The following is a 25264-nucleotide window of genomic DNA, read 5'->3' on the forward strand; positions in this document are numbered from 1 at the left end:
CAGGCCGCCCCGCGAACGGGGCGGTATTCAGTACTCCGAGCGCTAATGCTCCTTAGCCTTAATGGATAGAACACATGAACTTACACGAATATCAGGCGAAACAGCTGTTTGCCCGGTATGGCTTGCCGGCTCCGGTGGGTTATGCCTGTACCACTCCGCGCGAAGCGGAAGAGGCGGCGTCCAAAATTGGTGCCGGTCCGTGGGTCGTTAAATGTCAGGTACACGCCGGCGGTCGCGGTAAAGCGGGCGGCGTAAAAGTGGTTAACAGCAAAGAAGATATTCGCAATTTTGCCGAGCAGTGGCTGGGCAAAAATCTGGTCACCTACCAGACCGATGCTAACGGCCAGCCGGTTAACCAGATCCTGGTTGAAGGCGCGACCGATATCGATAAAGAGCTGTACCTGGGCGCCGTTGTCGATCGCAGCAGCCGTCGCGTGGTCTTTATGGCCTCTACCGAAGGCGGTGTGGAGATCGAAAAAGTGGCGGAAGAGACGCCGCACCTGATCCATAAAGTGGCGCTGGATCCGTTAACCGGTCCGATGCCTTACCAGGGCCGCGAACTGGCTTTTAAACTGGGTCTGGAAGGCAAGCAGGTTCAGCAGTTCAGCAAGATCTTCATGGGCCTGGCGACGCTGTTCCTGGAGCGCGATCTGGCGCTGGTTGAGATCAACCCGCTGGTGATCACCACCCAGGGCGATCTGATCTGCCTTGATGGCAAACTGGGCGTTGACAGCAATGCGCTGTTCCGCCAGCCGGAACTGCGTGAAATGCATGACCCGAGCCAGGAAGACGAGCGTGAAGCGCGTGCGGCTCAGTGGGAGCTGAACTACGTGGCGCTGGATGGCAACATCGGCTGCATGGTAAACGGCGCCGGTCTGGCGATGGGCACCATGGACATCGTGAAACTGCACGGCGGTCAGCCGGCTAACTTCCTGGATGTCGGCGGCGGCGCGACCAAAGAGCGCGTTACCGAAGCCTTTAAGATCATCCTGTCTGACGACAATGTGAAGGCCGTTCTGGTGAACATCTTCGGCGGTATCGTCCGTTGCGATCTGATCGCCGACGGCATCATCGGCGCCGTTGCCGAAGTGGGCGTGAGCGTACCGGTTGTAGTACGTCTGGAAGGCAACAATGCCGACCTGGGCGCCCAGAAGCTGGCCGAAAGCGGTCTGAACATCATTGCAGCAACCAGTCTTACCGATGCGGCGCAGCAGGTTGTCGCTGCTGTGGAGGGGAAATAATGTCCATTTTGATCGATAAAAACACCAAAGTGATCTGCCAGGGCTTCACCGGCAGTCAGGGTACCTTCCACTCCGAACAGGCGATCGCATACGGTACTCAGATGGTCGGCGGCGTAACGCCGGGCAAAGGCGGCACCACCCATCTGGGCCTGCCGGTGTTTAACACCGTGCGTGAGGCGGTAGAGCAGACTGGCGCCACCGCGTCCGTTATCTATGTTCCGGCTCCGTTCTGCAAAGATTCCATCCTGGAAGCCATTGATGCAGGTATTAAACTGATTATCACCATCACCGAAGGTATTCCGACTCTGGATATGCTGACCGTGAAGGTAAAACTGGACGAAGCTGGCGTACGGATGATTGGTCCGAACTGCCCTGGCGTTATCACGCCGGGCGAGTGCAAGATCGGTATCCAGCCGGGCCACATCCATCAGCCGGGTAAAGTGGGCATCGTTTCCCGCTCCGGTACCCTGACCTATGAAGCGGTTAAGCAGACCACCGACTACGGCTTCGGTCAGTCTACCTGCGTCGGTATCGGCGGCGATCCGATCCCGGGCTCCAGCTTTATCGATATTCTCAAAATGTTTCAGGACGATCCGCAGACCGAAGCGATTGTGATGATCGGTGAGATCGGCGGCAGCGCGGAAGAAGAAGCCGCTGCTTACATCAAAGAGAACGTCACTAAACCGGTTGTGGCCTACATTGCTGGCGTTACCGCGCCAAAAGGCAAGCGCATGGGCCATGCGGGCGCGATCATCGCCGGTGGTAAAGGTACCGCTGACGAGAAATTTGCCGCGCTGGAAGCCGCAGGCGTGAAGACTGTTCGTAGCCTGGCAGATATCGGCGAAGCGCTGAAAACCGTACTACCGCAGTAATTTATTCTACTAATAAGATAAAATTCGACATGGTTGGCCACCTCTGGGTGGCCTTTTTTATGGCTGCTGACCGGTAAGATCGCAACAGGGGAGGGGACAAAGCCGAGTTTTGCTAATGGCTTGTTATTGAAAATGAAGCCAAAAGGTATGCTTATTGTTATAAATAAACATCAGGAGAAGTAAAAAGAAAAATTACTGTGATAGTCGTTATAATTTTCATGATTATCCACGAGTAAGTGAATCCGCAATTCAGGTTAAATAAACCCATTCCGTGCGCTCTACAGATATTTCCAGAAACCGAAACGCAGTATCGAAGAAACATAAATTTAACACTCATTTTACCGCATGGATTAAAAATGTGTTTTGCGTTAACAGTGGTGAAATAATTTGCGCTAAATCAATGCACAAGGCGTTGCAAAGGAGTAAAAAAACGTCGTATTTGCGCCAGATCAAACTGGCTCTTATCGGTTAAATTCGCTATATATTGATCACCGTCGAGAAATGCAAATTTCTACCAGCAAAAACCTATTTATCGTAAGGTTTTTGCGGCGTAATATATTGCGGATCTATTTGGTATTTTTTTTAACGTATTTGTAAACTTTCTCCTGGCGCTTATCCTTTTCACTATGGATGACGCCTTGGGTTAGGGAGCGAATGTATTTCCATTGGGGCATGCGTTGTGGCGTACCGGCTATCCGGTGTGCTGCGTTCGGAGTCTTCATGCGAAGAGCAAGGAGTCAAGATGTTTGATATAGTCGAACTGTCGCGCTTACAGTTTGCCTTGACCGCGATGTACCACTTCCTGTTTGTGCCGCTGACGCTGGGTATGGCGTTCCTGTTGGCCATCATGGAAACGGTCTACGTGCTGACCGGCAAACAAATCTATAAAGATATGACCAAGTTCTGGGGCAAGTTATTCGGGATTAACTTCGCTCTGGGGGTTGCAACCGGTCTGACCATGGAGTTCCAGTTCGGAACCAACTGGTCCTACTACTCTCACTATGTGGGCGACATCTTTGGCGCTCCGCTGGCAATCGAAGGTCTGATGGCCTTCTTCCTTGAGTCCACTTTTGTGGGGCTGTTCTTCTTTGGCTGGGATCGGCTGGGCAAGGTGCAGCACATGGCGGTCACCTGGCTGGTTGCGCTGGGCTCCAACCTTTCCGCTCTCTGGATCCTGGTCGCCAACGGCTGGATGCAGAACCCCATCGCCTCTGACTTCAACTTCGAAACCATGCGCATGGAGATGGTCAGCTTCTCCGAGCTGGTGCTGAACCCGGTTGCACAGGTGAAATTCGTTCACACCGTTGCATCTGGCTATGTCACTGGCGCCATGTTCGTCCTGGCTATCAGCGCCTGGTACATGCTGAAAGGGCGCGATTTCGCTTTTGCTAAACGCTCCTTCGCCATTGCCGCCAGCTTCGGTATGGCTGCGGTGCTGTCGGTTATCGTGCTGGGTGATGAATCTGGTTACGAAATGGGCGACGTGCAGAAGACTAAACTGGCTGCTATTGAAGCCGAATGGGAAACTCAACCTGCGCCAGCGGCCTTCACACTGTTCGGCATCCCCGATCAGGAAAAGCAGGAAAACCGCTTCCAGATTCAGATTCCTTACGCGCTGGGCCTGATTGCTACTCGCTCCGTGGATAAGCAGGTCACTGGCCTGAAAGATCTGATGGAGCAGCATGAAGGACGTATCCGTAACGGGATGACTGCCTACAAGCTGCTGGAAGAGCTGCGTGCCGGCTCTACCGACCAGGGCGTGCGCGATCGCTTTAACGCCGTGAAAAACGATCTGGGCTACGGCCTGCTGCTGAAACGCTATACCGAAAACGTCAGTGACGCGACGGAAGAGCAGATTCAGATGGCGACCAAAGACTCTATTCCCAGCGTACTGCCGCTCTACTTCGCCTTCCGTATCATGGTGGCCTGTGGCTTCCTGCTGCTGATAATCATTGCCGCCTCGTTCTGGACGGTACTGCGTAACCGCGTGGGCGAGAAAAAATGGGTACTGCGTGCCGCGTTTTATGGTCTGCCGCTGCCCTGGATAGCGGTAGAAGCCGGCTGGTTTGTCGCGGAATACGGTCGTCAACCCTGGGCGATAGGTGAGGTACTGCCGACGGCGGTGGCCCACTCAACCCTGAGCGCGGGCGACCTGATCTTCTCCATGGTGCTGATCTGCGGCCTCTATACGCTGTTCCTGGTGGCTGAACTGTTCCTGATGTTCAAATTTGCGCGTCTTGGGCCGAGCAGCCTGAAAACCGGACGCTATCACTTTGAACAGTCCAGCGCTGCCTCTCAGCCGGCACGATAAGACAGGAGTCGAGAAATGATCGATTATGAAGTATTACGTTTTATCTGGTGGCTGCTGATCGGCATTCTGCTGATTGGTTTTGCGGTCACCGATGGATTCGACATGGGGGTCGGCATGCTGACCCGTTTCCTGGGGCGTAGCGATACCGAGCGCCGCGTGATGATTAACAGCATCGCGCCGCACTGGGATGGTAACCAGGTATGGCTGATCACCGCCGGGGGGGCGCTGTTCGCCGCCTGGCCGATGGTTTATGCCGCAGCCTTCTCCGGGTTCTATGTCGCGATGATTCTGGTTCTGGCCTCTCTGTTCTTCCGTCCGGTCGGTTTTGACTACCGTTCTAAGATTGAAGACAACGGCTGGCGCAACATGTGGGACTGGGGCATCTTTATCGGTAGCTTTGTACCGCCGCTGGTGATTGGCGTGGCCTTCGGTAACCTGCTGCAGGGCGTGCCTTTCAGCGTGGATGAATACCTGCGTCTGACTTACACCGGTAACTTCTTCCAGTTGCTGAATCCGTTTGGTCTGTTAGCTGGCGTTATCAGCGTGGCAATGATCCTGACTCAGGGGGCGACCTACCTGCAGATGCGTACCACCGGTGAGCTGCACCTGCGCGCCCGTACGACTGCGCAGGTAACCGCGCTGGTGATGATGGTCTGCTTCATCCTGGCAGGCGTGTGGGTGGTCTATGGTATCGACGGTTACGTGGTGAACTCGACCATCGATACCCATGCGGCTTCTAACCCGCTGACCAAAGAAGTGGCTCGCGAAGCCGGCGCCTGGCTGGTGAACTTCCAGAATATGCCTGCGCTGTGGGCTATCCCGGCGCTGGGCGTGGTGCTGCCGCTGTTGACCGTGCTGTGCTCGCGCATGGAGAAAGGGGCCTGGGCCTTCCTGTTCTCTTCTCTGACGCTGGCCTGTGTAATTCTGACCGCGGGTATCGCCATGTTCCCGTTCATTATGCCGTCCAGCATTATGATGAACGCCAGCCTGACAATGTGGGATGCCACTTCCAGCCAGCTGACGCTGAACCTGATGACCTATGTTGCTATCGTGTTTGTCCCGATTATTCTGCTGTACACCAGCTGGTGTTACTGGAAGATGTTCGGCCGCATCACCAAAGAGCATATTGAAAGCAACAGCAACTCTCTGTACTGAGTAAGGAGTTAAGCATGTGGTATTTTGCATGGATTCTGGGGACGCTGCTGGCCTGTGCCTTTGGGATCGTCACCGCACTGGCCATTGAGCAGGCCGAGTCTTCAAAAGACGTTAAAGAAAAATCGTGATTGAGTCAGCCGTTACCCGACTTTACGCGATAATGGACAGGGGCCCGTTACGGGCCCTTTCCCTGCTTCTGGCGCTGGTTCTGGCAGGCTGTATTTTCTGGGATCCTTCCCGGTTTGCCGCGAAGACCAGTGCGCTTTCCATCTGGCACGGCTTTGGGCTTATGTGGGCCGTCTGTGCTGGTGTGATCCATGGAGTAGGGTTTCGTCCGAAAAAGGCGCTCTGGAAGGGCGTTTTTTGTCCAATAATCGCACTTCCCGTGCTGTTAATCGGCATTGCGTTTTTCTTTTCGTGAAGCGGCCTCAGGCCGCATTTATGGGCTGTAACCAGCCCATAAATATATTTACGCTTCCCAGGCTTCCCCCCATTCCCAACCCTGTTCCGCTTGCGTATAGTAGCTACGTTTATTGGCATTACCGGGATGTAAAGTGAACGTTGAGCTATTTCGATGGCCGGTTCGTGTCTATTACGAAGACACCGATGCCGGTGGCATGGTTTACCATGCCAGTTACGTTGCCTTTTATGAACGAGCGCGTACCGAGATGTTGCGCTACCACCACTTTAGTCAGCAGGTGCTGTTGGAAGAGCAGGTGGCTTTTGTTGTGCGCAGAATGAACCTGGAGTACCTGGCTCCCGCCCGACTGGACGATATGCTGGAGATTCAGACCCACATCGTTTCCATGCGCGGCACATCGCTCGTATTCTCACAGAAAATTGTTAACGCCGACGGCAAAACCCTGAATGAAGCTGAGGTCCTGATCGTTTGCGTTGATCCAACCACTATGAAGCCCCGAGCGCTTCCCAAGTCTATCGTCGCGGAGTTTAAGCAGTGACTGACATGAATATCATCGACTTGTTTCTGAAAGCAAGTCTGCTGGTCAAACTCATCATGTTGATTTTGATTGGTTTTTCCATTGCCTCCTGGGCAATCATTATCCAGCGCACCCGTATCCTGAATTCGGCGGCGCGTGAAGCTGAAGCCTTTGAAGACAAATTCTGGTCCGGTATTGAGCTTTCACGGCTCTATCAGGAAAGCCAGGGGCGCCGTGACAATCTTGCGGGCTCCGAACAGATTTTTTATTCCGGCTTTAAAGAGTTCGCTCGTCTGCATCGCGCCAACAGCCACGCGCCAGAAGCGGTCGTGGAAGGGGCGTCGCGCGCCATGCGTATCTCCATGAACCGTGAACTGGAAAATCTGGAAACCCATATTCCGTTCCTTGGCACCGTAGGCTCTATCAGCCCATATATCGGTCTGTTTGGTACCGTATGGGGGATTATGCATGCCTTTATCGCCCTGGGGGCCGTGAAGCAGGCCACCCTGCAGATGGTGGCGCCGGGTATCGCCGAAGCGCTGATCGCGACCGCGATCGGTTTGTTCGCCGCGATCCCGGCCGTGATGGCGTACAACCGTCTCAACCAGCGGGTGAACAAGCTGGAACTGAATTATGACAACTTTATGGAGGAGTTCACCGCCATCCTGCACCGTCAGGCTTTCAGTACCAGCGAAAGCAGCAAGGGGTAAACCATGGCCAGAATACGTGGACGGCGTCGGCGCGAGCTGAAGTCTGAAATCAATATCGTTCCACTTCTGGATGTATTGCTGGTGCTGTTACTGATCTTTATGGCAACGGCGCCGATCATCACCCAGAGCGTTGAGGTGGATCTGCCGGATGCGACCGACTCGAAAACAGTCAGCACCCAGGACGAACCGCCGGTGATCGTCGAGGTGGCGGGCGTCGGGCAATACAGCATTGTCGTAGGTAAAGATCGTATGGATCAGCTGCCTTCAGAGCAGGTGGCGGCGGAAGCGCAGCGTCGTCTGCAGGAAAACCCGAAGACGGTCTTCCTGATTGGCGGCGCCAAAGAGGTGCCTTACGACGAAGTGATTAAGGCCTTGAATCTGCTGCATCAGGCAGGTGTTAAGTCCGTCGGGTTAATGACCCAGCCTATCTGATGAGCGGCTGTCTTAACCGAACAGTTTTGGGGAACCTGGAGTGTCAAAGGCAAGCGAAGAAAATGCGAAGCTGAAGCGGGCGATTATCGTTTCAGTGGTGCTGCATATTCTGCTGATTGCGCTGCTGATCTGGAGTTCATTCGATGAACATATCGATGAGTCCGCAGGCGGCGGCGGAGGGGCTATCGATGCCGTGATGGTCGATCCCGGTGCCGTGGTGCAGCAGTACAATCGTGAACAGCAGCAGCAGGCAAGCGCCCGCCGCGCTCGCGAGCAGCGTGAAAAGCAGGCTCAGCAGCAGGCGGAAGAGCTGCGCCAAAAGCAGGCCGCTGAACAGGCGCGTCTGAAACAGCTGGAGAAAGAGCGGCTGGAGGCGCAGGAAAAGGCCCGCGAGCAGCAGAAAGAGACTGAGGAAGCGGCGAAGCGCGCTGAACAGCAAAAACAGCAGGCCGAAGAGGCCGCCGCCGCTGCAAAGGCGAAAGCCGAGGCAGAAGCGAAGGCGGCTGCGGCTAAAGCGAAGAAACAGGCTGAAGAAGAAGCTGCAAAAGCGGCTGCGGCCCAGAAAAAGGCGCAGGAAGAGGCGGCGAAGAAAGCCCAGCAGGAAGCCGAACGTAAGGCCGAGCAGGAAGCAGCGAAGAAAGCCGCCGCCGAAAAAGCCGCGGCTGAAAAAGCCGCTGCCGCGAAGAAGGCCGCAGCGGAAAAAGCGAAGGCCGCCGCCGAGAAGAAAGCCGCTGCTGAAAAAGCCGCGTCGGCGCAGGGCGTGGACGATCTACTGGGCGATTTGAGCTCGAGTAAGAATGCGCCGAAAACCGGCGGCGGCGCGCAGGGAAATAATGCTGCGCCGGCCGGGCAGGGGAATAATAAGCATAACGGCGCATCGGGCGCGGAGATCAACAGCTATGCAGCGCAGATCAAGTCAGCGATCGAGAGCAAGTTTTACGATGCCTCTTCGTATGCCGGCAAGACCTGTACGCTGCGCGTGAAGCTGGCGCCAGACGGGCTGTTACTGGATGTGCAGTCTGAGGGGGGGGATCCTGCGTTGTGCCGTGCAGCCGTAGCGGCGGCGCGTCAGGCGCATATGCCTAAGCCACCCAGTCAGGCCGTTTATGAGGTATTTAAAAACGCGCCGCTGGACTTTAAGCCCTGAGGACAGCGCAAGCGGATATCATCCTGCATAATTCAGGTGGCGACAGATGCGCATCCCCGGGGCAGGGCTTCGGGGATGCGCCAGATCCGACATCAGCAGAACGCTGTCGTCGCCTTCTGATAAAGCGCAGGATTTGAGCGTTATCACTACACCGGTTTGTTAACCTTCTGCTAAATTATCGTGGGTTTCTGGCCCGGATAAGGGAGATAAGATGAAGCAGGCATTACGAGTCGCATTAAGTTTTCTGATGCTGTGGGCAGCCGTCCTGCACGCGGAAGTTCGAATTGAGATCACCCAGGGGGTGGACTCCGCGCGTCCTATCGGCGTTGCGCCATTTAAGTGGGCCGGCCAGGGCGCCGCGCCGGAAGACATCGGCGAGATCGTGGCAGCGGATCTACGTAACAGCGGTAAATTTAATCCGCTGGAGCGCGCGCGTCTGCCGCAGCAGCCGGGCTCTGCTCAGGAAGTTCAGCCTCAGGCCTGGTCCGCGCTGGGTATTGATGCCGTGGTGGTCGGGCAGGTTACACCGAATCCGGATGGCGGCTACACCGTTGCGTATCAGTTGGTAGATACCGGCGGCTCCCCGGGCACGGTACTGGCTCAGAACTCATATAAGGTGAATAAGCAGTGGCTGCGTTATGCGGCGCACACCGCCAGCGATGAGGTCTTTGAAAAGCTCATCGGCATTAAAGGGGCGTTCCGCACCCGTATCGCTTACGTGGTACAGACCAACGGCGGTCAGTTCCCTTACGAACTGCGGGTCTCCGACTATGACGGCTATAACCAGTTTGTGGTGCATCGCTCCGCTCAGCCGCTGATGTCGCCGGCCTGGTCGCCGGATGGCAGCAAGCTGGCCTATGTGACCTTCGAAAGCGGTCGCTCTGCGCTGGTGGTGCAGACGCTGTCTAACGGCAACGTGCGTCAGATAGCGTCCTTCCCGCGTCATAACGGGGCTCCGGCCTTCTCGCCGGATGGCAGTAAGCTGGCCTTTGCGCTCTCTAAAACGGGGAGTCTGCAGCTGTACGTGATGGACCTGGCTTCTGGCCAGATGCGTCAGGTGACTAATGGTCGCAGCAACAACACCGAGCCGACATGGTTCCCGGACAGCCAGAACCTGGCCTTTACCTCCGATCAGGCGGGTCGCCCTCAGGTGTATAAAATGAATATTAACGGCGGCGCGGCGCAGCGTCTGACCTGGGAAGGTGCCCAGAATCAGGATGCGGACGTCAGCGGCGACGGTAAATCTATGGTTATGGTCAGCTCCAACAACGGCAAGCAGAACATCGCCAAACAGGATCTGGCGACGGGGGGCGTACAAACGCTGAGCTCCACGTTCCTGGATGAGACGCCAAGTCTGGCACCGAACGGCACAATGGTTATCTATAGCTCTTCCCAGGGGATGGGCTCCGTGCTGAACCTGGTTTCAACAGACGGGCGTTTCAAAGCGCGTCTACCGGCTACTGATGGGCAGGTCAAATCTCCTGCCTGGTCGCCGTATCTCTGATAACAATTGTGATGAGTTAAGGATAAGAAAATGCAACTGAACAAAGTGCTGAAAGGGCTGATGCTGGCGCTGCCTGTGATGGCGATTGCTGCCTGTAGCTCCAATAAGAGCGCCGACAACGATCAGAGCGGTGCTGGCGGCATGATGGGCGCAGGCAGCGGAATGACCGGCGCCAACGGCGGCAACGGCAACATGTCTGCCGACGAGCAGGCGCGTCTGCAGATGCAGCAGCTGCAGCAGAACAACATCGTTTACTTCGGCTACGACAGCTTTGACGTTAACTCTGAGTTCCAGCAGATGCTGGACGCCCATGCGACCTTCCTGCGTAACAACCCCTCTTACAAAGTGACCATCGAAGGTCATGCGGACGAGCGTGGTACGCCGGAATATAACATCGCCCTGGGCGAGCGCCGCGCGAACGCGGTGAAAATGTACCTGCAGGGTAAAGGCGTGTCTGCCGACCAGATAGCCATTGTCTCCTACGGTAAAGAGAAACCCGCAGTACTGGGTCACGACGAAGCGGCTTACGCTAAAAACCGTCGTGCGGTACTGGTCTACTAAGAGAACGGCATGAGCAGTAACTTCAGACAATCTCTGATGGCTCTGTCGTTGCTGGTTGGCGTAGCGGCCCCTCTGGGGGCCGCTCATGCCCAGGCGTCAATCAGTAACGTCGGTTCCGGCTCGGTCGAAGACCGGGTCACCCAACTCGAGCGCATCAGCAATGCGCACAGCCAGCTATTAACTCAACTCCAGCAGCAGGCTGCCGATAACCAGACGGATATCGCTCAGCTGCGCGGTCAGATCCAGGAAAACCAGTACCAGCTCAACCAGGTTGTCGAACGCCAGAAGCAGATTCTGCTGCAGATAGAGAGCCTGAACGGTGGTAATGCCGGACAGCAGCAGGGAAACGCAGGGGCTCAAAGCGATGCGCCAGCGCAGGGCGCAGCAGCGGGTGCGGCTTCCCAGGAGACCGGTAATGCGGGAAAGGCGGTTCAGGGCGGTGATGCCAACAGCGACTATAATGCCGCCTTTGCGCTGGTACAGGCAAAGCGTAGCGATGAGGCGGTTGCGGCATTCCAGAACTTTGTGAAAAAGTACCCTGACTCCACCTATCAGCCCAACGCTAACTACTGGCTGGGTCAGCTCTACTACAACAAGGGACAGAAGGACAGCGCGGTACACTACTTCGCTCTGGTGGTGAAGAGCTATCCTAAGTCTCCTAAAGCGCCTGATGCGTTTTACAAGGTAGGGACTATCATGCAGGAGAAAGGCGACAAGGATAAAGCGAAGGCCGTTTATCAGCAGGTTATCAGCAAGTATCCGGGCACCAGCGCCGCTACCCAGGCGCAAAAGAAACTTTCCGCGCTCTGATGGGCGCGGCATAGCCTGAATATGCTGGTTTTCTGCGCGTGGCGTGTGAATCCTGAGCGGTCAGACGTTGGTTGCCAAAATTAAGGTTGCGTCAGCGTCTTAAATCAGTAATATATGCCGCCGTTGCCGGGGTTAAGTGATTAACCCGTAGTGACGAAAAGTGGGTCGTTAGCTCAGTTGGTAGAGCAGTTGACTTTTAATCAATTGGTCGCAGGTTCGAGCCCTGCACGACCCACCACTTTAAAATCTGGTAGCAGTACGCAGTGGGTGATTAGCTCAGCCGGGAGAGCACCTCCCTTACAAGGAGGGGGTCGGCGGTTCGATCCCGTCATCACCCACCACTTCGGGTCGTTAGCTCAGTTGGTAGAGCAGTTGACTTTTAATCAATTGGTCGCAGGTTCGAGCCCTGCACGACCCACCATTTCGAAGATGCGTAATACCCCTTGCGGGTCGTTAGCTCAGTTGGTAGAGCAGTTGACTTTTAATCAATTGGTCGCAGGTTCGAGCCCTGCACGACCCACCACTTCGAAAAATGCGTACCCCCCTTTGCGGGTCGTTAGCTCAGTTGGTAGAGCAGTTGACTTTTAATCAATTGGTCGCAGGTTCGAGCCCTGCACGACCCACCAATATATCTTTCCGGGACGCCTGAGGGCATCCGGGGAAGTGGAAAAGCCGCACCCTGGTCATCAGGGTGCGGCTTTTTTTCGTCTTGCTGTTTCCGTGTGAGCCTGGTGTCTGCCTGGGCATTAGACTCACGGCTATCTTCCTGTCTTCCCTTTTCGCCGTTCGGTTATGCCGGAATCCATCTGGCCACGCTATGAAAACGCCTGAGATTGCCTCCAGGGGGCCGTGTGGCCTTCCCATATACCAGAAGGTAGAAGGCATTACTCCGCGCAGCGTTTATCAGGTCATGAGCTTATCGTGAGGATACCGATCCGCGCCAGAAGGGAATGTCCCCGCCAGGTTAGCTTATCACCCGTATCATTACTTCCTGGAATTTCTTTAAAACGCTCATTTTTATTTTTTTATAAATAGTCGCAAAGTCTTCAGATGACCAAAAAGGGAGTCTGGGCGTTGTTAGTTTTTTCAACAAGGAGAGCTATTTTGGAGAATAAAAATGAAAAAAGGGAGCGCTGAAAGAAGCCAGCTACCGGGCCAGGAACCGTTATACAAATATCTTGGTGACGGGAGGTTCCTGTTTAGATCTCAGAAAAAATATTGCTATCTGAAAAAGCTTAACGCTTTAGGCTGGACATGGGTCATGGACAGGGCTGATGGCAAAGGGATTGCGATGTGTAATGCCAGCACGCTTGAAAAGATTGCCGGTACGCTTGCCATACTCGGCCTGTTACCTGCGCCGTTATATAGCGCTGAACAGGCTCAGGCGGCAAATGACGCGATGGCGGGCTCTGGCGCCCTTGTCGCGGAGCGAAATCCGGGAGGATCCCAGCTCTCATGGGCCGGAGCGGGAGCGATGACACTGAGCGGTGCGGCCGAACTGGCTTTGACAGCGGGAATTCGCAGCGCAGTTGCCGAATTAGCCAGTGCGCTGGCTGGAGGCGTGGTATTAACCTCTATTTTTTATTCGCCGCCAGTAGGCGAAGGGAGCGACCGGGTGCCGGGGCGGGATTACGATGCCATGCTCTCCATGAGTGGCCACAACTTTTCTGAGAGTGGGATTCAATTCGAAGAGGGGGCAACCAGCGTGGAGCTGCCTGTTCGCGCCGCGCTCAGCTATGAAGAGGGCCAGCTGAGCCTGAAACTCATCAAAACGGGGGAAGGGATACCCGGCACAGTACCGGTACTCACTCCCGTGCGCGATGAAGCGACCGGGCTGGATATCATTACATTGCCGGCTGTCGGGGCAACGCCGCCCAGGACGATATTAATTAATCCTGTTCCTGCGCCATCGGGAACAACCCATACCGGAAATACCGGCCCGTTGCCGGTAACGCCGGTACATACCGGCAGTGAGATTAAGGTCCTGAAACCCGTGGTTATATTGCCATCTCCATGGCCATATCCTCAACGCTGGTTTGACTTTGTTTACTGGCGACCGGATGCGAAAGGGACCGGGATAGAGCCGGTATATGTCGTTATCAGTAATATCTACGGGGAAACGGATACGGTCGGTAAATATAGCGGGCGGGAGTATAATTCTAAAAAGTGCGGTGGCCCGATTCTGGAGCTTGACTGGAGGAGTGCCCGTATTGACCGGAAAGGGGTGGACAAGGTGAAGCTGCATACCGGACGATTTGCTGAGTCGGATGCGAACAAGGTGATGATTGCCCGTCTGGAGAAAATTTTGCAAGGTGAGCTACAGCCCACCGATACGGATAAACGATTTTATACCCATGAAATCAGGGAGCTGGAGCGTTATCGCAACCTTGGCATAAAAGACGGTACAGTTCCCAAAAATTTTCAAGAACAAAAAGCTATATGGAACAATACGCATTCCGCTACTCTGGAAGACTATAAAATAGATGAGCGAAATAAGCCTTTATACTCTTCTGATGCTATAAAAGCGGCAGAGGAACAAGCAAAAAGGGAAGAGCTATGATTGATTTTAAGGCTATGATTGAGAAAGAAAGAGTTTACGATGTGGTGTCCTTCTTTGCTGGCTGTACAAAAGGGATTGGTTATCCGCAGTTGGATAATTTTTTTGTTCGTTACCGATTTAATGTTGTTAGCAATGGTGAACTATCGAAAGTCTTTGACGAAATGCTCAGAGATGGGGTTGTCAATTTTGGAAATAAAATGCTGGTAATAAAAGGTCCCAACTGGAAAGAACCTAAATTCGTGACCGAGAAAAAATACGGAATCAGCTAATATTACACTTTCAAAGCCAATCGGAAGGTTGGCTTTGCTTACCTTATTTTATTAATTCTGGTACATATCAGGCGATTTGCTGAGTCGGATGCGAACAAAGTGATGATTGCCCGTCTGGAGAAAATTTTGCAAGGTGAGCTACAGCCCACCGATACGGATAAACGATTTTATACCCATGAAATCAGGGAGCTGGAGCGTTATCGGGCGTTAGGGGTTCCTGATGGAATGGAGGATGAATCAGTCTGGAATGATACGCATACTGCAACATTGGAAGATTTCAAAGTAAGTGAAAAAACTCAACCCTTGTATACTCCAGATGCAGACAAGGCCTATGAAGAACAGGAAAGGCGAGAAAATACATGATCGATTTTAAAAAAATGATTGAAAATGAAAGCATTGAAGATGTCCTCTTACATTTTGCACCAATCAGATCATATCCTGATATAGATCGTATGTATGTTCGCTATAATTTTGATGCTGTTGCAAAACGGGATCTTCTATTCTGTTTTCAGAAATTAGTTGAGCAAGGGAAATTAGCGAAAAACGACAGGGGACATGCTATGAAAGGCCCCAACTGGAAAGAGCCTAAATTCGTGGCTGAGAAAAAATACGGAATCAGCTAATAGCACACTTGCAAAGCCAACCGGAAAGTTGGTTTTTCTTATTTCCCCATTCTGGGCAGGCTGGGGGGATCAATACTGGAAATACTTGCTCGTTGCCCATACCTGACGGTTTACTGAGTCGGATGGATTGCTAATCTGGAGAAAATTTTGCAAGGAGAGCTAACAGATAAACGATTTTATATCCATGAAATCAGAGGGCTGTAGCGTTATCGGGCGCCAGGGATCCTGATGGAGTATCACCTGGTGATGATGGCACTACGTGGAATAATACTCATACAGCAGCACTGTAAGACTACAAATTAAGTAGCGAGTGCTCTCTGCTATACAGGTTAGAAGCATTAAAATCTGGCGGTGAATAAATTCAGAGATTATATATGATTGATTTTAAACCTAAGTTTGAAAATGAACAAATCCGGGATATCATTTTATTTTTATCGGGACGAAAAGGGAACGGGATATCTCACCCTCAATTAGATGGATATTGTACTATGTATGGTACTCAACGGATATCAAACATTGAGTTGATTACATTAGTGAAAAACATGCGAGAAAAAGGTGATATATCATCTAATGGAAAAGGTGGTTATAAAAAAGGCCCCAGCTGGAAAGAGCCCAAATTCGTGACTGAGAAAAAATACGGTATCCGTTAATGCCCTGTAAGCAAAGCGACCCCAATGATAGCTTTGCTTGCCCTTCCACAAGGCAGGTTTTGCAGCGCACTGAAGCACCGGCCCCTACTTATGGGTAAAATAACAGACGACAACGCGGAAACGATCGGCTATCTTGTTTAGCATATAAAACGATTAGCGGCTTCTTATGGGCATCGGAGCGCGTAAAGGCCATATTTGTTAAGTTGACGAAACGAGATTAGCGATGAGCGTGATGTTCGATCCCCAGACGGCCATCTATCCCTTCCCGCCCAAGCCGGCGCCGTTAAACCCTGAGCAGAAGCGGCACTACCGAGAGCATATCAAAACGCTGCTGAAAGCGCGCGATGCCGTTATGGTGGCGCATTACTATACTGACCCTGAAATACAGGCCCTTGCCGAAGAAACCGGCGGTTGCGTGGCGGATTCGCTGGAAATGGCGCGCTTCGGCGCCAGCCATCCCGCTTCCACGCTGCTGGTGGCCGGGGTACGTTTTATGGGCGAAACCGCGAAGATCCTCAGCCCCGAAAAGCGGGTATTGATGCCGACGCTCGACGCGGAATGTTCGCTGGATCTCGGCTGCCCCGATGACGCCTTTAACGCATTTTGCGATAAGCACCCGGATCGCACCGTGGTGGTCTATGCCAATACCTCGGCAGCCGTTAAGGCCCGTGCCGACTGGGTGGTGACTTCCAGCATTGCCGTGGAGCTGATTGAGCATCTCGATGCCATGGGCGAAAAGATCCTGTGGGCGCCGGATCGTCATCTGGGGCGTTACGTACAGAAGCAAACCGGTGCCGACGTACTGTGCTGGGACGGCGCCTGTATCGTGCATGACGAATTCAAAACCCAGGGATTGCTGCGCATGAAGGCGCTTTATCCGGATGCTGCCGTGTTGGTGCATCCTGAATCGCCCCAGAGCGTGGTGGATATCGCCGATGCGGTTGGTTCCACCAGTCAGTTGATTGCCGCCGCTCGTCGCCTGCCACAGCGCCAGATGATTGTCGCCACCGATCGCGGTATTTTCTACAAAATGCAGCAGGCCTGCCCGGATAAAGAGCTGATGGAAGCGCCGACCACCGGGGAAGGAGCCACCTGTCGCAGCTGTGCACACTGTCCCTGGATGGCGATGAACGGCCTTGAGGCCATCGTTCGCGGTCTGGAACAGGGCGGCGCGCAGCATGAGATCGATGTGGCTCCGGCGCTGCGTGAACGGGCGCTGCTACCGCTCAATCGCATGCTCGATTTTGCGGCGACGCTGCGCCAGTCTGTAAAGGCATAATAGTGTGGCGCCGGAGGGCGAATGGATATCTTCAGCACCCCAAATGTTGTTTAGATGCAACATCGTTTTATAATATCCCTCTTTTCATAGAGGGATGCCCACCATGCCAAAGCTCTTCTCCTACATCCGCTGGAGTAGTTCCAGACAGTCAGAGGGGACCACACTCGCCCGCCAGACAGCCGCAGCTAAAGCTTTTGCGGTTGAACATGATCTTGAGTATGACGAAATCAGGGATGAAGGCGTTTCCGCCTTCCGTGGGAAGAACTCAAAGCGGGGGGCGCTGGCCGACTTCATCGCCGCCGTTGAGGCTGGCGCTATTCCGTCTGATTCTTGGTTGTACGTGGAAAACCTCGATCGCCTGAGCCGTGATGAAGCGATGAGATCTAACGATCTTCTGCGGCGCTTATTATCTCTGGGTATGACGGTTGTCACTGGGCAGGATAAACGGATTCATACGCCAGAGAGCGAAAAGGATGTGATGGCTATGATCTTCTCCATCCTCGCTTTTGAACGAGCCAACGAGGAATCAAGGACAAAGCAAAAGCGGACGGTGGGTAATGCTCTGGCGTTGGTTGAACGTCATAAACAAGGGAGGCCCGTTAACATTAAAGCCGTGGGTAGCGCGCCGTGGTGGATTGATGCATCTGGTCCCCAGTATGAAGCCGTCAAGCCTCACCCTGTCCATTGGGTAGCAGCAAAGAAGGCGGTAGAGCTTTTTTTACGGGGGTGGGGAGCTTATCGGGTTGTAACATATTTAAACCAACATTTGGAACTGTACCCGGCACCTAGGGGCAACAAAGGCCCGAGGCAACGAGTAAGATCTTTCTGGACTATTCCCACTGTAAAACGGTTGCGACTGAGTAGGGCACTAATCGGGGAAAAGGTGATGACCCTTAGTGGTAGCTCCTACACCCTCCAGAACTACTATCCCCCACTGTGTACAGAACAAGAATTTGCTCGGCTCAACGACATACGGGAAAACAACCGTATCAAGATTGGCAGTGAGAGGAAAACCACAACATTTCTTTCTGGACTGGGTGGCCTGCTGCGTTGCGGTCATTGCGACACTCCTATGACGTACTATACCAAAGAGGGACGGATCAGATATGTCTGTGCTGGTGGACAGCAATACGTGTCAACCTGCCGGGCGTGGTCTGTTCAGGGGAGGTTGCTTGAGGCATGTGTTATCCGTGCTGTCTGGGTAGCAAACACTCTCGATATAGCCGCTAATGGGAGCGATTTAGAGAGCCTCCAGCCATTGATTGACCAGCGTAGGGAAGAGGCAGAGAACCTCAATAAACAGATAGAGAATTTGACTACAGCGATCCAGATGGGAACTGGCCCTATTGCCAGTCTTGTAATGGCGCTACAGCGGGCTGAGAGCGAGAAAAATTCTTTACTCCTGGAACTGGATAAGCTGTCCCAACAGGAGGCCATACGAAACAGTGACGATGATATAACAAATCAGTTATTAGCGGTGGCGCGGAAATTAACACCAGAGGTATTAACTGACGTTACGCACCCACACAGGCATGAAGTCAGGGAACTGGTCAGAAGGTTGTTTGGTAAAGTTATAGTAACTAAGCGTGATGATAAATCCCTGTCTATCCGGGTTATATTTCCCTCTGGTGTAAACTACCTCTGTGAAGGGGTCATGAAGTTAAACAATGGAAAAAAAGAAAAATCCTACGTTGAATATTTAACCCAGCAAGATGGCATAACACCGCTGGACACATTTATGAATCGGGTCCGTAGCAGTTTTTGGGAGATGCTAACCGATGAGATTGCCGGTGATTTTGATTTTCAGCTACCATCACCAAAACCTTACGATTCTCTGGAGAGCACGCGCACCATGATAGAAGCTATGGGGCATAAGCCCCTTAATGGGAAGGATTTTTTCGGTAAACGATGAACTGGCGGAGCTTTCGGAATCGAGAGGCATCCTGATGTCTGGAATGTATGAAAATTCATCTGTATAGTTAGCCCACAACACCAACAGGCGAGGGTAATGGGATGGATACCGTAGAAGAACTTAACAACACATATTTTTATGCGGGAAAGTCGAATCTTTCCGCCAGCGCGTTACTTTTCATGATCTTCTGTGAAAAAACAGTAGAGCAATTCGGATTAGGTGTTGCCGATTTTGGTGCTGTCGTTGCGATTGTTTCCGGAAGGAATGACTTAGATACACGAACTAAGCCCAAGGATGCTTTAAAAGGTACATCCCATGCATCTAAAGCGGCTCGTAATGTATTTGGAAAAGTTAAGTTTCCTTTTGGTGTCAGGCTTCCAACCTGGATTGGTGGTTATACACCTTGGACAGCAAGAAGGGTGATGGTGCGTAATATTGGCACCTTTGTAGGTCGCACTATTCCGCTTGTTGGCGTTGTTATTCTTTCCGCAGACGTGATAGAAATAACATATAAAACCGTCCGGGATTATAACGCAATCGCGCGGGGGAATGATAAGATATGGTAGATGGTATAGAAAACCGGATTTATGAACTTGTCCGGCCTTATGCGGGGGTATACGTCTTTAAAAGAAAAGAGGTAGAACTTACCCCCGATACTGACTTTGATACGGATTTAAGTATGGATGTCAGTGAAGCAGAAGATATGATGGATGAGTTTTTTAAAAGCTTCGATGTCGATCGGGGCAACTTCAACATTAACACCTATTACCCAGATACACCTTTTTCCTGGAATCCGTTTAAGAAGATAGAGCCGATTCCTGTCCCGGACTTCACTATCAGGATGCTCATAGAATCCGCTAAAGCTGGAAAGTGGTTATATGATTGAGGGGCATTTGCCCCTCTTCTTTTAGGCGGTAGGGCGCTCGTTCCAGGCGTCTGTATACTGGATATTCCCGTCAACATACTTCCAGGTGATCTTTTCATAGCGCATCGCTACACTTTCCATATGGCCTGTTCCCGGACAGTTTCGGGTGTCATGCATCATGGGTGTAACAGATATAACCTTCACGCCCTCTAACAGGATATTGAAGTACTCCACTTCCTGACCAGCATCATTAATGTGATACCATTTGATTTCGGCTGATTTTAGTGTTTGTCCGGTAGCAACTGCTTTATAAAGGTAAGGGCTGGACGAGTCGATTTCCTTTTCAAACTGGAAGGGGGCGTGCTGGCGTGTTCCGGTCAGCTTGCCGGTGTTGTTGTCGGTTGGGATGCTCAGGTTATGATGTAACCCTCTAATCTCAATACTTCCTTCACGATCCGCAACATCAGAGGAACCTCTAATAGTGGCTCCCCCATCATCGGTTAGCCATAGGTGAACAGGAACGGCCATTCTTTCAATCCTCATGTTGTTATTATTACCCACAGTTATTTTATGATTATTTGGCTGGTTGGTAAATATACAAAAATCTGATTATCTTTCATTCTCTGATGTGTCGAACGTCTTGCTGTAAGGGCAAGACTGCGAGCGTGTGACGTAGGTGAATGTGTAGATAATGTTGCTGTACACACATAGCCGCTTCCCTCCCTGTAACTCCTGCTCATCCGGATTGCTCATCGTAATTCGCCCCGCCCAGCATGCTGGAGAAATCAGTAACATCATAAAAATACAGGAAATAATCTTCATCTCTTGCACTCCACAGCCTCAGATATTCAGACCATAAACAACCGTTTTCAAACTATCTACTAAAGTAACTAATCACTTTCTTGATCAGTTTTAATGATCAATAATCCAATAATTGATCGACAAAATCGATCAAGCGGTATCATGGTTCATTTTGGGTGTTTTTTAATCTTAATCTGAGGGTTAGTAAGGTAATGGAACTTACAAAAGATAATAATATCATTAAAATCAATAATATATATTTCTATGTGTTCGTGGCTACACCGCTGGCGCTTCTTGTTGCTGACTTTTTGAATTTTGGTTACAAGGCCTCACTTGTGGCATTTTATGTTGCTGCATTTACGTGTGCGGTTCTTGATGGAAGAGAGCTGAAGAAATCTTTCCAGGACTATATTGGTGACGCATTAGCGATCCTCATCTTCCCGCCAGTGCATACGTTTATCCGGGCAAAGGCTGTTGGAATGAATCGGTGGGGATGGTTTGCTGTTCATAGCGCCATTGTTGTTGCCGTATTTCTTATCACGGAGATAACAGATTATAATCAAAGCATTAGGCAATCAGCCTGTGAGGTGGTGACTGAGGTATACAAGGATGAAAAGTCGGATGTGCAGTGCATCAAGGTTACGGATCTGAAGAAGGTGTCTGAGAAGTACTACCGGGCCAATGCAATGCTGACCAACGGTGTCGATATGCCCATCACCATAGAGGATCGTGGCGACAGTATCTATGTGACGCTAACGCCGCTGAGTCACCTGCTGGATTAGCAAAAGACCGGGGGAGTAATCCCCCAACTCCCCAGTGTAATGAAAATCTTTCATACCCGCAGTGTTTTAACCTTCCCCAGCAAATATCACCGGCGCACGGGCAGAGCGGTCTAACGTACAGTCCCGAAAGGGCAAGTGCCCTGTCGATCTTTTGAAAATATCAGGTAGCCATCATCAGTAGCATGCCGTCTCGTTTGGGTATACCCAAGATAGACTATGAAACATAAGTCTCAATAGGGTTTAAAAAGACTTTATTGACTACAAAAATTGGTAATGTATCATATGGATATTAAATTAACACTTTATTGAGACTTTATCATGAACGTTCGTATCTACTGTCGGGCATCGACTGAAGGGCAACACGCAGACAGGGCACTGGCAACACTGCGAACCTTTGCAGGTAGCAAGAAGTGGAATATTGCCGGTGAGTATATTGAGAACGCCAGCGGAGCCAAACTTGACCGCCCGGAACTTATGCAGTTGCTGAATGAAGCAGAGTCCGGCGATCTTCTGCTGGTGGAGGCTATCGACCGTCTGAGCCGTCTGGAACATCAGGAATGGGCAGAACTAAAGAAAGTCCTGGACGAGAAGAATCTGGTAATTGTCTCAATGGATTTGCCAACCAGTTGGCAGATGGTCGAAATGGTTGGCAGCGATCTCACCAGCGGCATCCTGCGGGCAGTCAATGCGATGCTTATTGATATACTTGCCACAATGGCACGGCAGGACTATGAGACTCGTCGCAAGCGGCAGGCTCAGGGGATTGAAAGAGCAAAGGCGGCGGGAGCATATACCGGGAAGGAAAAAGATATGCAGGCACGGGAAGCCGTGAAGGAGATGCTGGAGCAGAATGTAAAACCGGCGCTGATTATGAAGGCGGCAGGGATCAGCCGCGCCACCTTCTACAGGATCAAAAAGGAACTGGCTGGCTAACACTGCGCCTGCACTAACCATTCCTGAGACTCCGCTGCGGCGGAGTTTTTTTGTGTTATTAACCTGAGAAAATCGTACGTGAAGATCTCTGACAATATTGGCTGTGATTAAGTTTTGTTCACTTGAAGGTGATAAAAGGGCATTAAATAAAAAATCAATCAGAAAGAGGGAAGGAAAATGCCCGTTAAGCGCCCTGTATGGCTCTGTACGCCATTTTTATATCACCATCAATACCAATGCATGCTTGGCATGAAAATTGCTTAAATGGCGTTACAGGAAAGATTTAGGTGTTGGGATACTTATGCCTGAGTTTTGACGTTGAGAAAAGGCGGTCACCCTGACCCGTCGAGAATTTTCCCCGCTCCTTGGCGAGGTATGAGATCCGCCAGACTGGTTCTTCCAGCGTCTCAGGTTCCCCACGTAGAATAATATACTCCCCACCAGGGAACTCCACCAGCGAAGGCTTGCCGCCTGTCAGATCACACCAGACCTCTGTAATGGCACCACCAAGCCCGCAATTCGCAGTCCCAATACTTCTGACTTGCCGGTGCGGCAGGGCAATCCAGCAATGATAGTGAACCTGCTTTGCCTTCTCTTTTTCACGCACCCAGCCGTAAGCAAACTCTCGGATTGGTGAGGTTATACTCTCAGGGCGGCGATGCTTCGACTTGAGACGCTCCCGCAGTTTCTTGAATAGCTGGCGTATCCATTCGTTGCCAGTCTCAACGGCGGTGCCGGATGGCAGGCGAAGATCGAAGCGGGCGACAAAGACACGGCTGTACGTGCGCTGCATTGCATCAAGTTCTTCCATCATCGGCGTCAGGATATCCAGCCGAACACGGGATTTGTCAGTTGAGTTTATAGGATAGGCGTGGTCGCCGTACAGAAAGCTATCAGCAATGGCTTCATAACGGCCATGAGCATGGTATGCATAGCTACTAACAGTAGTTGTATTGGTTAACAGAACACCTCCAGTAATTCATTAAAAGAGATAGACGATGGGCAGGATAGGTATTACCTAAATCCACCGCCAATCCTGCACTATGAGCACAGGCAGACGCCGCTAAATACAAGGGGTTTAGAAGGAGTTATGGCTGATGGATTTTTTCGAACGAAGTTTACGGGTATAAAAACCCTACGATAGTATTTCATGGCAATGCTAATTATGTCAAGCATCAGTCCCGGTAAGCAGTTCCCGGAGACGCTCCCGCATAGCAACTTGCTCCGCTGCTGCCTGCTCTTCAGCGCGTCGTTGAGCATCTTTGGCGGCATCCGCCATCAGGTCATCAATCGCCTGCTCCATATCGGCAAGCATCACTTCCTTGTATTCAAGTTCTACGCGCTGGCGAAGGTCTTCCTGCTCCGATTCCATCAGAGTATGCGGCTTGAATAGTTTGATGTTGATATGGGCACCGTTCGGGGTGAACCGGACAGCATTTGGGGCAGCGCCGTCGAACCGCCAGCCATCAAGAATTTTCTCCTGCATAATCTGCATCGCTACCGGCGGCGGGCCACTGAATTCCTGGCTCGCATTGCACGCGTTATGCCGGGCGATAGCCTGGTTAATCCGGCGCTGTAGTTCGGCGTCGTCAGGCTGAAACTTTGCGGCAATGGCATCAATATGCGCCTGCACCGCCGCATCGATTTTTCTATTTTTTGTATTATTTTTCATTTTATTACCTCATCTTCATTCATGTTCAACATAGGGTCGGTTGCACGCGGTGCAGTAGTTTTTATTGTGGCCGGAGCGGACAGCATACCAGCGTGCTACCGCCGACTTATCCGTGTACCAATCGACCAGTCCTCTGTCTGCCAGCCTGCGTAATGCCCGATATGTAGTTGGCAGCGGAATATTCGTTACCGCTGAGAGATCGCCAGCGCTTAGTGCTGTTGGCGTTTCGGTCAGGTAATGGAGTAGGCGTTGGTAGCTGGTTGCATGATACATATTTGCAGAGGTGAGCCGTGTTGTTAGCTTCTCATGCTGTGCTGGAGATGGGGGGGTAAATGGTCGTAGATACTGCAATAAACCTCCTTTTTAATCTATTGATATTAAATAACATTATATCACAAATGATAATAATTATCAACTTTAAAGCGATAGCAGTGCGATGTTTTGAAAGGTAGAGCGCTTGTCATGGGTAAGATACACTCCAGCCAATACGGCATCATGAGGGAAATTAAGATTGGACATCTATCAAATTTTCGGTACCCAAAATATTCTGGTGCATATACCGCTCGGCGCGGGCGGTTACGACCTTTCGTGGATTGAGGCGGCAGGCACCCTGGCCGCTTTACTCTGTATCTGGCTGGCCAGTCTGGAGAAGATTATCAATTACCCCTTCGGGCTGATTAATGTCACGCTGTTTGCGATTATTTTTTTCCAGATCCAGCTCTATGCCAGCCTGCTACTACAGCTGTTCTTCTTTGCCGCCAATATTTACGGCTGGTATGCCTGGTCACGTAGTAGTGACGGGCAACGGCCTGAATTACGCATTCGCTGGCTGCCCTTGCCTAAGGCGTTACTGTTACTTGCCGTATGTGTGGTGGCGATTATCATGATGACGTTATGGATCGATCCGGTCTTTGCTGCGCTAACCCGGGCAGCGCTGGCGGTACTGGGAATTTTCGGTCTGCAGACGACCATGCCGGAACTTTCTCCCGATGCCTTCCCGTTCTGGGATGCCTCTATGATGGTGTTGTCGATTGTGGCGATGATTCTGATGACCCGCAAATATGTGGAAAACTGGCTGCTGTGGAGTGCGGTGAATGTGATTAGCGTGGTGATTTTCGCGATACAGGGCGTATGGGCCATGGCGCTGGAGTACCTGATCCTGACCTTTATCGCCCTGAACGGCACCCGGATGTGGATGCGCAGCGCGCGTGAGCATTCGCCACACGCGCTATCGTAG

28 protein-coding genes, 5 tRNA genes and 1 pseudogene are annotated in these 25264 nt (G+C 51.9%); 30 read left to right on the forward strand and 4 right to left on the reverse strand.

Annotated elements, in window-relative coordinates; genetic code table 11:
- The first annotated feature begins 74 nt into the window (after positions 1 to 74).
- From sucC to SCU88_RS07960, 27 genes and pseudogenes are all read left to right on the forward strand, one after another.
- Complete coding sequence (gene sucC / locus SCU88_RS07830) at positions 75 to 1241, forward strand: ADP-forming succinate--CoA ligase subunit beta (RefSeq protein WP_138096453.1); 1167 nt, start codon at positions 75 to 77, stop codon at positions 1239 to 1241.
- A complete protein-coding gene (gene sucD, locus SCU88_RS07835; protein WP_138096454.1) occupies positions 1241 to 2113 on the forward strand; it encodes a succinate--CoA ligase subunit alpha in 873 nt (290 codons plus the stop codon). Before sucC ends, sucD begins: the two co-directional genes overlap by 1 nt.
- 742 nt (positions 2114 to 2855) lie before the next feature.
- The gene (gene cydA, locus SCU88_RS07840) at positions 2856 to 4424 is read left to right on the forward strand and encodes a cytochrome ubiquinol oxidase subunit I (protein ID WP_138096455.1); all 1569 of its coding nucleotides are present in this window, start codon (positions 2856 to 2858) and stop codon (positions 4422 to 4424) included.
- A gap of 15 nt (positions 4425 to 4439) precedes the next feature.
- Positions 4440 to 5579, forward strand: coding sequence for a cytochrome d ubiquinol oxidase subunit II (cydB, locus tag SCU88_RS07845; RefSeq protein WP_138096456.1), 1140 nt, complete (start codon positions 4440 to 4442; stop codon positions 5577 to 5579).
- 14 nt (positions 5580 to 5593) lie between these two features.
- On the forward strand, positions 5594 to 5707 hold the full coding sequence (gene cydX / locus SCU88_RS07850; protein WP_138096457.1) for a cytochrome bd-I oxidase subunit CydX: 114 nt from the start codon (positions 5594 to 5596) through the stop codon (positions 5705 to 5707).
- Positions 5708 to 5739: 32 nt separating this feature from the next.
- Complete coding sequence (gene ybgE, locus SCU88_RS07855) at positions 5740 to 6000, forward strand: cyd operon protein YbgE (RefSeq protein ID WP_241666642.1); 261 nt, start codon at positions 5740 to 5742, stop codon at positions 5998 to 6000.
- A gap of 133 nt (positions 6001 to 6133) precedes the next feature.
- Complete coding sequence (ybgC, locus tag SCU88_RS07860; RefSeq protein WP_175339685.1) at positions 6134 to 6538, forward strand: tol-pal system-associated acyl-CoA thioesterase; 405 nt, start codon at positions 6134 to 6136, stop codon at positions 6536 to 6538.
- Positions 6535 to 7227 carry a Tol-Pal system protein TolQ gene (tolQ, locus tag SCU88_RS07865; protein WP_138096459.1) on the forward strand — a complete coding sequence of 231 codons (693 nt, stop codon included), beginning with the start codon at positions 6535 to 6537 and terminating at the stop codon, positions 7225 to 7227. The genes ybgC and tolQ overlap by 4 nt, the downstream gene beginning before the upstream one ends.
- A gap of 3 nt (positions 7228 to 7230) precedes the next feature.
- Positions 7231 to 7659, forward strand: coding sequence for a colicin uptake protein TolR (gene tolR / locus SCU88_RS07870; RefSeq protein WP_138096460.1), 429 nt, complete (start codon positions 7231 to 7233; stop codon positions 7657 to 7659).
- Between the two features lie 40 nt (positions 7660 to 7699).
- Positions 7700 to 8806, forward strand: a complete 1107-nt coding sequence (tolA, locus tag SCU88_RS07875) for a cell envelope integrity protein TolA (RefSeq protein WP_138096461.1) — start codon at positions 7700 to 7702, stop codon at positions 8804 to 8806.
- A gap of 211 nt (positions 8807 to 9017) precedes the next feature.
- Positions 9018 to 10310, forward strand: coding sequence for a Tol-Pal system beta propeller repeat protein TolB (tolB, locus tag SCU88_RS07880; protein WP_175339686.1), 1293 nt, complete (start codon positions 9018 to 9020; stop codon positions 10308 to 10310).
- Between the two features lie 30 nt (positions 10311 to 10340).
- Positions 10341 to 10871, forward strand: coding sequence for a peptidoglycan-associated lipoprotein Pal (pal, locus tag SCU88_RS07885; RefSeq protein WP_138096463.1), 531 nt, complete (start codon positions 10341 to 10343; stop codon positions 10869 to 10871).
- 9 nt (positions 10872 to 10880) lie between these two features.
- The gene (cpoB, locus tag SCU88_RS07890) at positions 10881 to 11681 is read left to right on the forward strand and encodes a cell division protein CpoB (RefSeq protein WP_138096464.1); all 801 of its coding nucleotides are present in this window, start codon (positions 10881 to 10883) and stop codon (positions 11679 to 11681) included.
- 162 nt (positions 11682 to 11843) lie between these two features.
- Positions 11844 to 11919 (forward strand) — tRNA-Lys (locus tag SCU88_RS07895).
- A gap of 27 nt (positions 11920 to 11946) precedes the next feature.
- A tRNA-Val gene (locus SCU88_RS07900) sits at positions 11947 to 12022 on the forward strand.
- A 4-nt stretch (positions 12023 to 12026) separates the two neighbouring features.
- A tRNA-Lys gene (locus tag SCU88_RS07905) sits at positions 12027 to 12102 on the forward strand.
- Positions 12103 to 12128: 26 nt separating this feature from the next.
- Positions 12129 to 12204, forward strand: a tRNA-Lys gene (locus SCU88_RS07910).
- A gap of 27 nt (positions 12205 to 12231) precedes the next feature.
- Positions 12232 to 12307, forward strand: a tRNA-Lys gene (locus SCU88_RS07915).
- 491 nt (positions 12308 to 12798) lie between these two features.
- Positions 12799 to 14241 (forward strand): S-type pyocin domain-containing protein, encoded by a 1443-nt coding sequence (locus SCU88_RS07920; RefSeq protein WP_431810110.1) that lies wholly within the window; start codon positions 12799 to 12801, stop codon positions 14239 to 14241.
- A complete protein-coding gene (locus SCU88_RS07925) occupies positions 14238 to 14510 on the forward strand; it encodes a hypothetical protein (protein WP_138096465.1) in 273 nt (90 codons plus the stop codon). The genes SCU88_RS07920 and SCU88_RS07925 overlap by 4 nt, the downstream gene beginning before the upstream one ends.
- A gap of 54 nt (positions 14511 to 14564) precedes the next feature.
- Positions 14565 to 14873: pseudogene (locus tag SCU88_RS07930) on the forward strand (S-type pyocin domain-containing protein); the annotation flags it as partial.
- A complete protein-coding gene (locus tag SCU88_RS07935; RefSeq protein ID WP_175339687.1) occupies positions 14870 to 15133 on the forward strand; it encodes an immunity protein in 264 nt (87 codons plus the stop codon). The pseudogene SCU88_RS07930 and the gene SCU88_RS07935, both read left to right, overlap by 4 nt.
- A gap of 374 nt (positions 15134 to 15507) precedes the next feature.
- The gene (locus tag SCU88_RS07940; RefSeq protein ID WP_175339688.1) at positions 15508 to 15783 is read left to right on the forward strand and encodes a hypothetical protein; all 276 of its coding nucleotides are present in this window, start codon (positions 15508 to 15510) and stop codon (positions 15781 to 15783) included.
- 223 nt (positions 15784 to 16006) lie between these two features.
- Positions 16007 to 17062, forward strand: coding sequence for a quinolinate synthase NadA (nadA, locus tag SCU88_RS07945; protein WP_175339689.1), 1056 nt, complete (start codon positions 16007 to 16009; stop codon positions 17060 to 17062).
- A 103-nt stretch (positions 17063 to 17165) separates the two neighbouring features.
- Positions 17166 to 18974, forward strand: a complete 1809-nt coding sequence (locus SCU88_RS07950) for a recombinase family protein (protein WP_175339690.1) — start codon at positions 17166 to 17168, stop codon at positions 18972 to 18974.
- Positions 18975 to 19075: 101 nt separating this feature from the next.
- Positions 19076 to 19540 (forward strand): STM2901 family protein, encoded by a 465-nt coding sequence (locus tag SCU88_RS07955; RefSeq protein ID WP_138096470.1) that lies wholly within the window; start codon positions 19076 to 19078, stop codon positions 19538 to 19540.
- Positions 19534 to 19860: a DUF1493 family protein gene (locus tag SCU88_RS07960; protein ID WP_138096471.1), complete on the forward strand. Its 327-nt coding sequence runs from the start codon at positions 19534 to 19536 to the stop codon at positions 19858 to 19860. The genes SCU88_RS07955 and SCU88_RS07960 overlap by 7 nt, the downstream gene beginning before the upstream one ends.
- Positions 19861 to 19881: 21 nt before the next feature.
- Here the strand turns inward: SCU88_RS07960 and SCU88_RS07965 are convergent, their stop codons facing one another.
- Positions 19882 to 20367: an Hcp family type VI secretion system effector gene (locus SCU88_RS07965; protein ID WP_138096472.1), complete on the reverse strand. Its 486-nt coding sequence runs from the start codon at positions 20365 to 20367 to the stop codon at positions 19882 to 19884.
- 485 nt (positions 20368 to 20852) lie between these two features.
- On the opposite strand from SCU88_RS07965, the gene SCU88_RS07970 reads away from it, so the two are divergent.
- Both SCU88_RS07970 and SCU88_RS07975 read left to right on the forward strand, forming a co-directional pair.
- Positions 20853 to 21422 (forward strand): hypothetical protein, encoded by a 570-nt coding sequence (locus SCU88_RS07970; protein ID WP_138096474.1) that lies wholly within the window; start codon positions 20853 to 20855, stop codon positions 21420 to 21422.
- 318 nt (positions 21423 to 21740) lie between these two features.
- On the forward strand, positions 21741 to 22355 hold the full coding sequence (locus SCU88_RS07975) for a recombinase family protein (protein ID WP_138096475.1): 615 nt from the start codon (positions 21741 to 21743) through the stop codon (positions 22353 to 22355).
- A gap of 283 nt (positions 22356 to 22638) precedes the next feature.
- Here SCU88_RS07975 and SCU88_RS07980 read toward each other — a convergent pair whose 3' ends face one another.
- The 3 genes from SCU88_RS07980 to SCU88_RS07990 all read right to left on the reverse strand — a co-directional run bounded on the left by SCU88_RS07980 (position 22639) and on the right by SCU88_RS07990 (position 24300).
- A complete protein-coding gene (locus SCU88_RS07980) occupies positions 22639 to 23169 on the reverse strand; it encodes a YagK/YfjJ domain-containing protein (protein ID WP_338324496.1) in 531 nt (176 codons plus the stop codon).
- Between the two features lie 354 nt (positions 23170 to 23523).
- Entirely contained in the window at positions 23524 to 24027 is a 504-nt protein-coding gene (locus SCU88_RS07985) for a hypothetical protein (RefSeq protein ID WP_138096477.1), read from the reverse strand.
- Between the two features lie 15 nt (positions 24028 to 24042).
- Positions 24043 to 24300 carry a helix-turn-helix domain-containing protein gene (locus SCU88_RS07990; protein ID WP_421805444.1) on the reverse strand — a complete coding sequence of 86 codons (258 nt, stop codon included), beginning with the start codon at positions 24298 to 24300 and terminating at the stop codon, positions 24043 to 24045.
- Between the two features lie 253 nt (positions 24301 to 24553).
- Between SCU88_RS07990 and pnuC the strand changes: the two genes are divergently transcribed.
- Entirely contained in the window at positions 24554 to 25264 is a 711-nt protein-coding gene (gene pnuC / locus SCU88_RS07995; protein WP_175339965.1) for a nicotinamide riboside transporter PnuC, read from the forward strand.

It is taken from the genome of Jejuibacter sp. L23 (assembly GCF_050815825.1).
Lineage (GTDB): Bacteria > Pseudomonadota > Gammaproteobacteria > Enterobacterales > Enterobacteriaceae > Jejubacter > Jejubacter calystegiae.

What these genes read in the sequence shown, in the direction of transcription:
- ybgE (WP_241666642.1), top strand. Translation starts at nt 5,740, where the DNA reads ATGGACAGGGGCCCGTTACGGGCCCTTTCCCTGCTTCTGGCGCTGGTT.
- SCU88_RS07990 (WP_421805444.1), bottom strand. Translation starts at nt 24,300, where the DNA reads ATGTATCATGCAACCAGCTACCAACGCCTACTCCATTACCTGACCGAA.
- SCU88_RS07960 (WP_138096471.1), top strand. Translation starts at nt 19,534, where the DNA reads ATGGTAGATGGTATAGAAAACCGGATTTATGAACTTGTCCGGCCTTAT.
- tolB (WP_175339686.1), top strand. Translation starts at nt 9,018, where the DNA reads ATGAAGCAGGCATTACGAGTCGCATTAAGTTTTCTGATGCTGTGGGCA.
- SCU88_RS07985 (WP_138096477.1), bottom strand. Translation starts at nt 24,027, where the DNA reads ATGAAAAATAATACAAAAAATAGAAAAATCGATGCGGCGGTGCAGGCG.
- cydA (WP_138096455.1), top strand. Translation starts at nt 2,856, where the DNA reads ATGTTTGATATAGTCGAACTGTCGCGCTTACAGTTTGCCTTGACCGCG.
- SCU88_RS07935 (WP_175339687.1), top strand. Translation starts at nt 14,870, where the DNA reads ATGATCGATTTTAAAAAAATGATTGAAAATGAAAGCATTGAAGATGTC.
- cydX (WP_138096457.1), top strand. Translation starts at nt 5,594, where the DNA reads ATGTGGTATTTTGCATGGATTCTGGGGACGCTGCTGGCCTGTGCCTTT.
- SCU88_RS07925 (WP_138096465.1), top strand. Translation starts at nt 14,238, where the DNA reads ATGATTGATTTTAAGGCTATGATTGAGAAAGAAAGAGTTTACGATGTG.
- sucD (WP_138096454.1), top strand. Translation starts at nt 1,241, where the DNA reads ATGTCCATTTTGATCGATAAAAACACCAAAGTGATCTGCCAGGGCTTC.
- nadA (WP_175339689.1), top strand. Translation starts at nt 16,007, where the DNA reads ATGAGCGTGATGTTCGATCCCCAGACGGCCATCTATCCCTTCCCGCCC.
- tolR (WP_138096460.1), top strand. Translation starts at nt 7,231, where the DNA reads ATGGCCAGAATACGTGGACGGCGTCGGCGCGAGCTGAAGTCTGAAATC.
- cpoB (WP_138096464.1), top strand. Translation starts at nt 10,881, where the DNA reads ATGAGCAGTAACTTCAGACAATCTCTGATGGCTCTGTCGTTGCTGGTT.
- SCU88_RS07955 (WP_138096470.1), top strand. Translation starts at nt 19,076, where the DNA reads ATGGATACCGTAGAAGAACTTAACAACACATATTTTTATGCGGGAAAG.
- sucC (WP_138096453.1), top strand. Translation starts at nt 75, where the DNA reads ATGAACTTACACGAATATCAGGCGAAACAGCTGTTTGCCCGGTATGGC.
- SCU88_RS07920 (WP_431810110.1), top strand. Translation starts at nt 12,799, where the DNA reads ATGAAAAAAGGGAGCGCTGAAAGAAGCCAGCTACCGGGCCAGGAACCG.
- SCU88_RS07965 (WP_138096472.1), bottom strand. Translation starts at nt 20,367, where the DNA reads ATGGCCGTTCCTGTTCACCTATGGCTAACCGATGATGGGGGAGCCACT.
- SCU88_RS07970 (WP_138096474.1), top strand. Translation starts at nt 20,853, where the DNA reads ATGGAACTTACAAAAGATAATAATATCATTAAAATCAATAATATATAT.
- cydB (WP_138096456.1), top strand. Translation starts at nt 4,440, where the DNA reads ATGATCGATTATGAAGTATTACGTTTTATCTGGTGGCTGCTGATCGGC.
- SCU88_RS07940 (WP_175339688.1), top strand. Translation starts at nt 15,508, where the DNA reads ATGATTGATTTTAAACCTAAGTTTGAAAATGAACAAATCCGGGATATC.
- SCU88_RS07980 (WP_338324496.1), bottom strand. Translation starts at nt 23,169, where the DNA reads ATGATGGAAGAACTTGATGCAATGCAGCGCACGTACAGCCGTGTCTTT.
- SCU88_RS07950 (WP_175339690.1), top strand. Translation starts at nt 17,166, where the DNA reads ATGCCAAAGCTCTTCTCCTACATCCGCTGGAGTAGTTCCAGACAGTCA.
- SCU88_RS07975 (WP_138096475.1), top strand. Translation starts at nt 21,741, where the DNA reads ATGAACGTTCGTATCTACTGTCGGGCATCGACTGAAGGGCAACACGCA.
- pal (WP_138096463.1), top strand. Translation starts at nt 10,341, where the DNA reads ATGCAACTGAACAAAGTGCTGAAAGGGCTGATGCTGGCGCTGCCTGTG.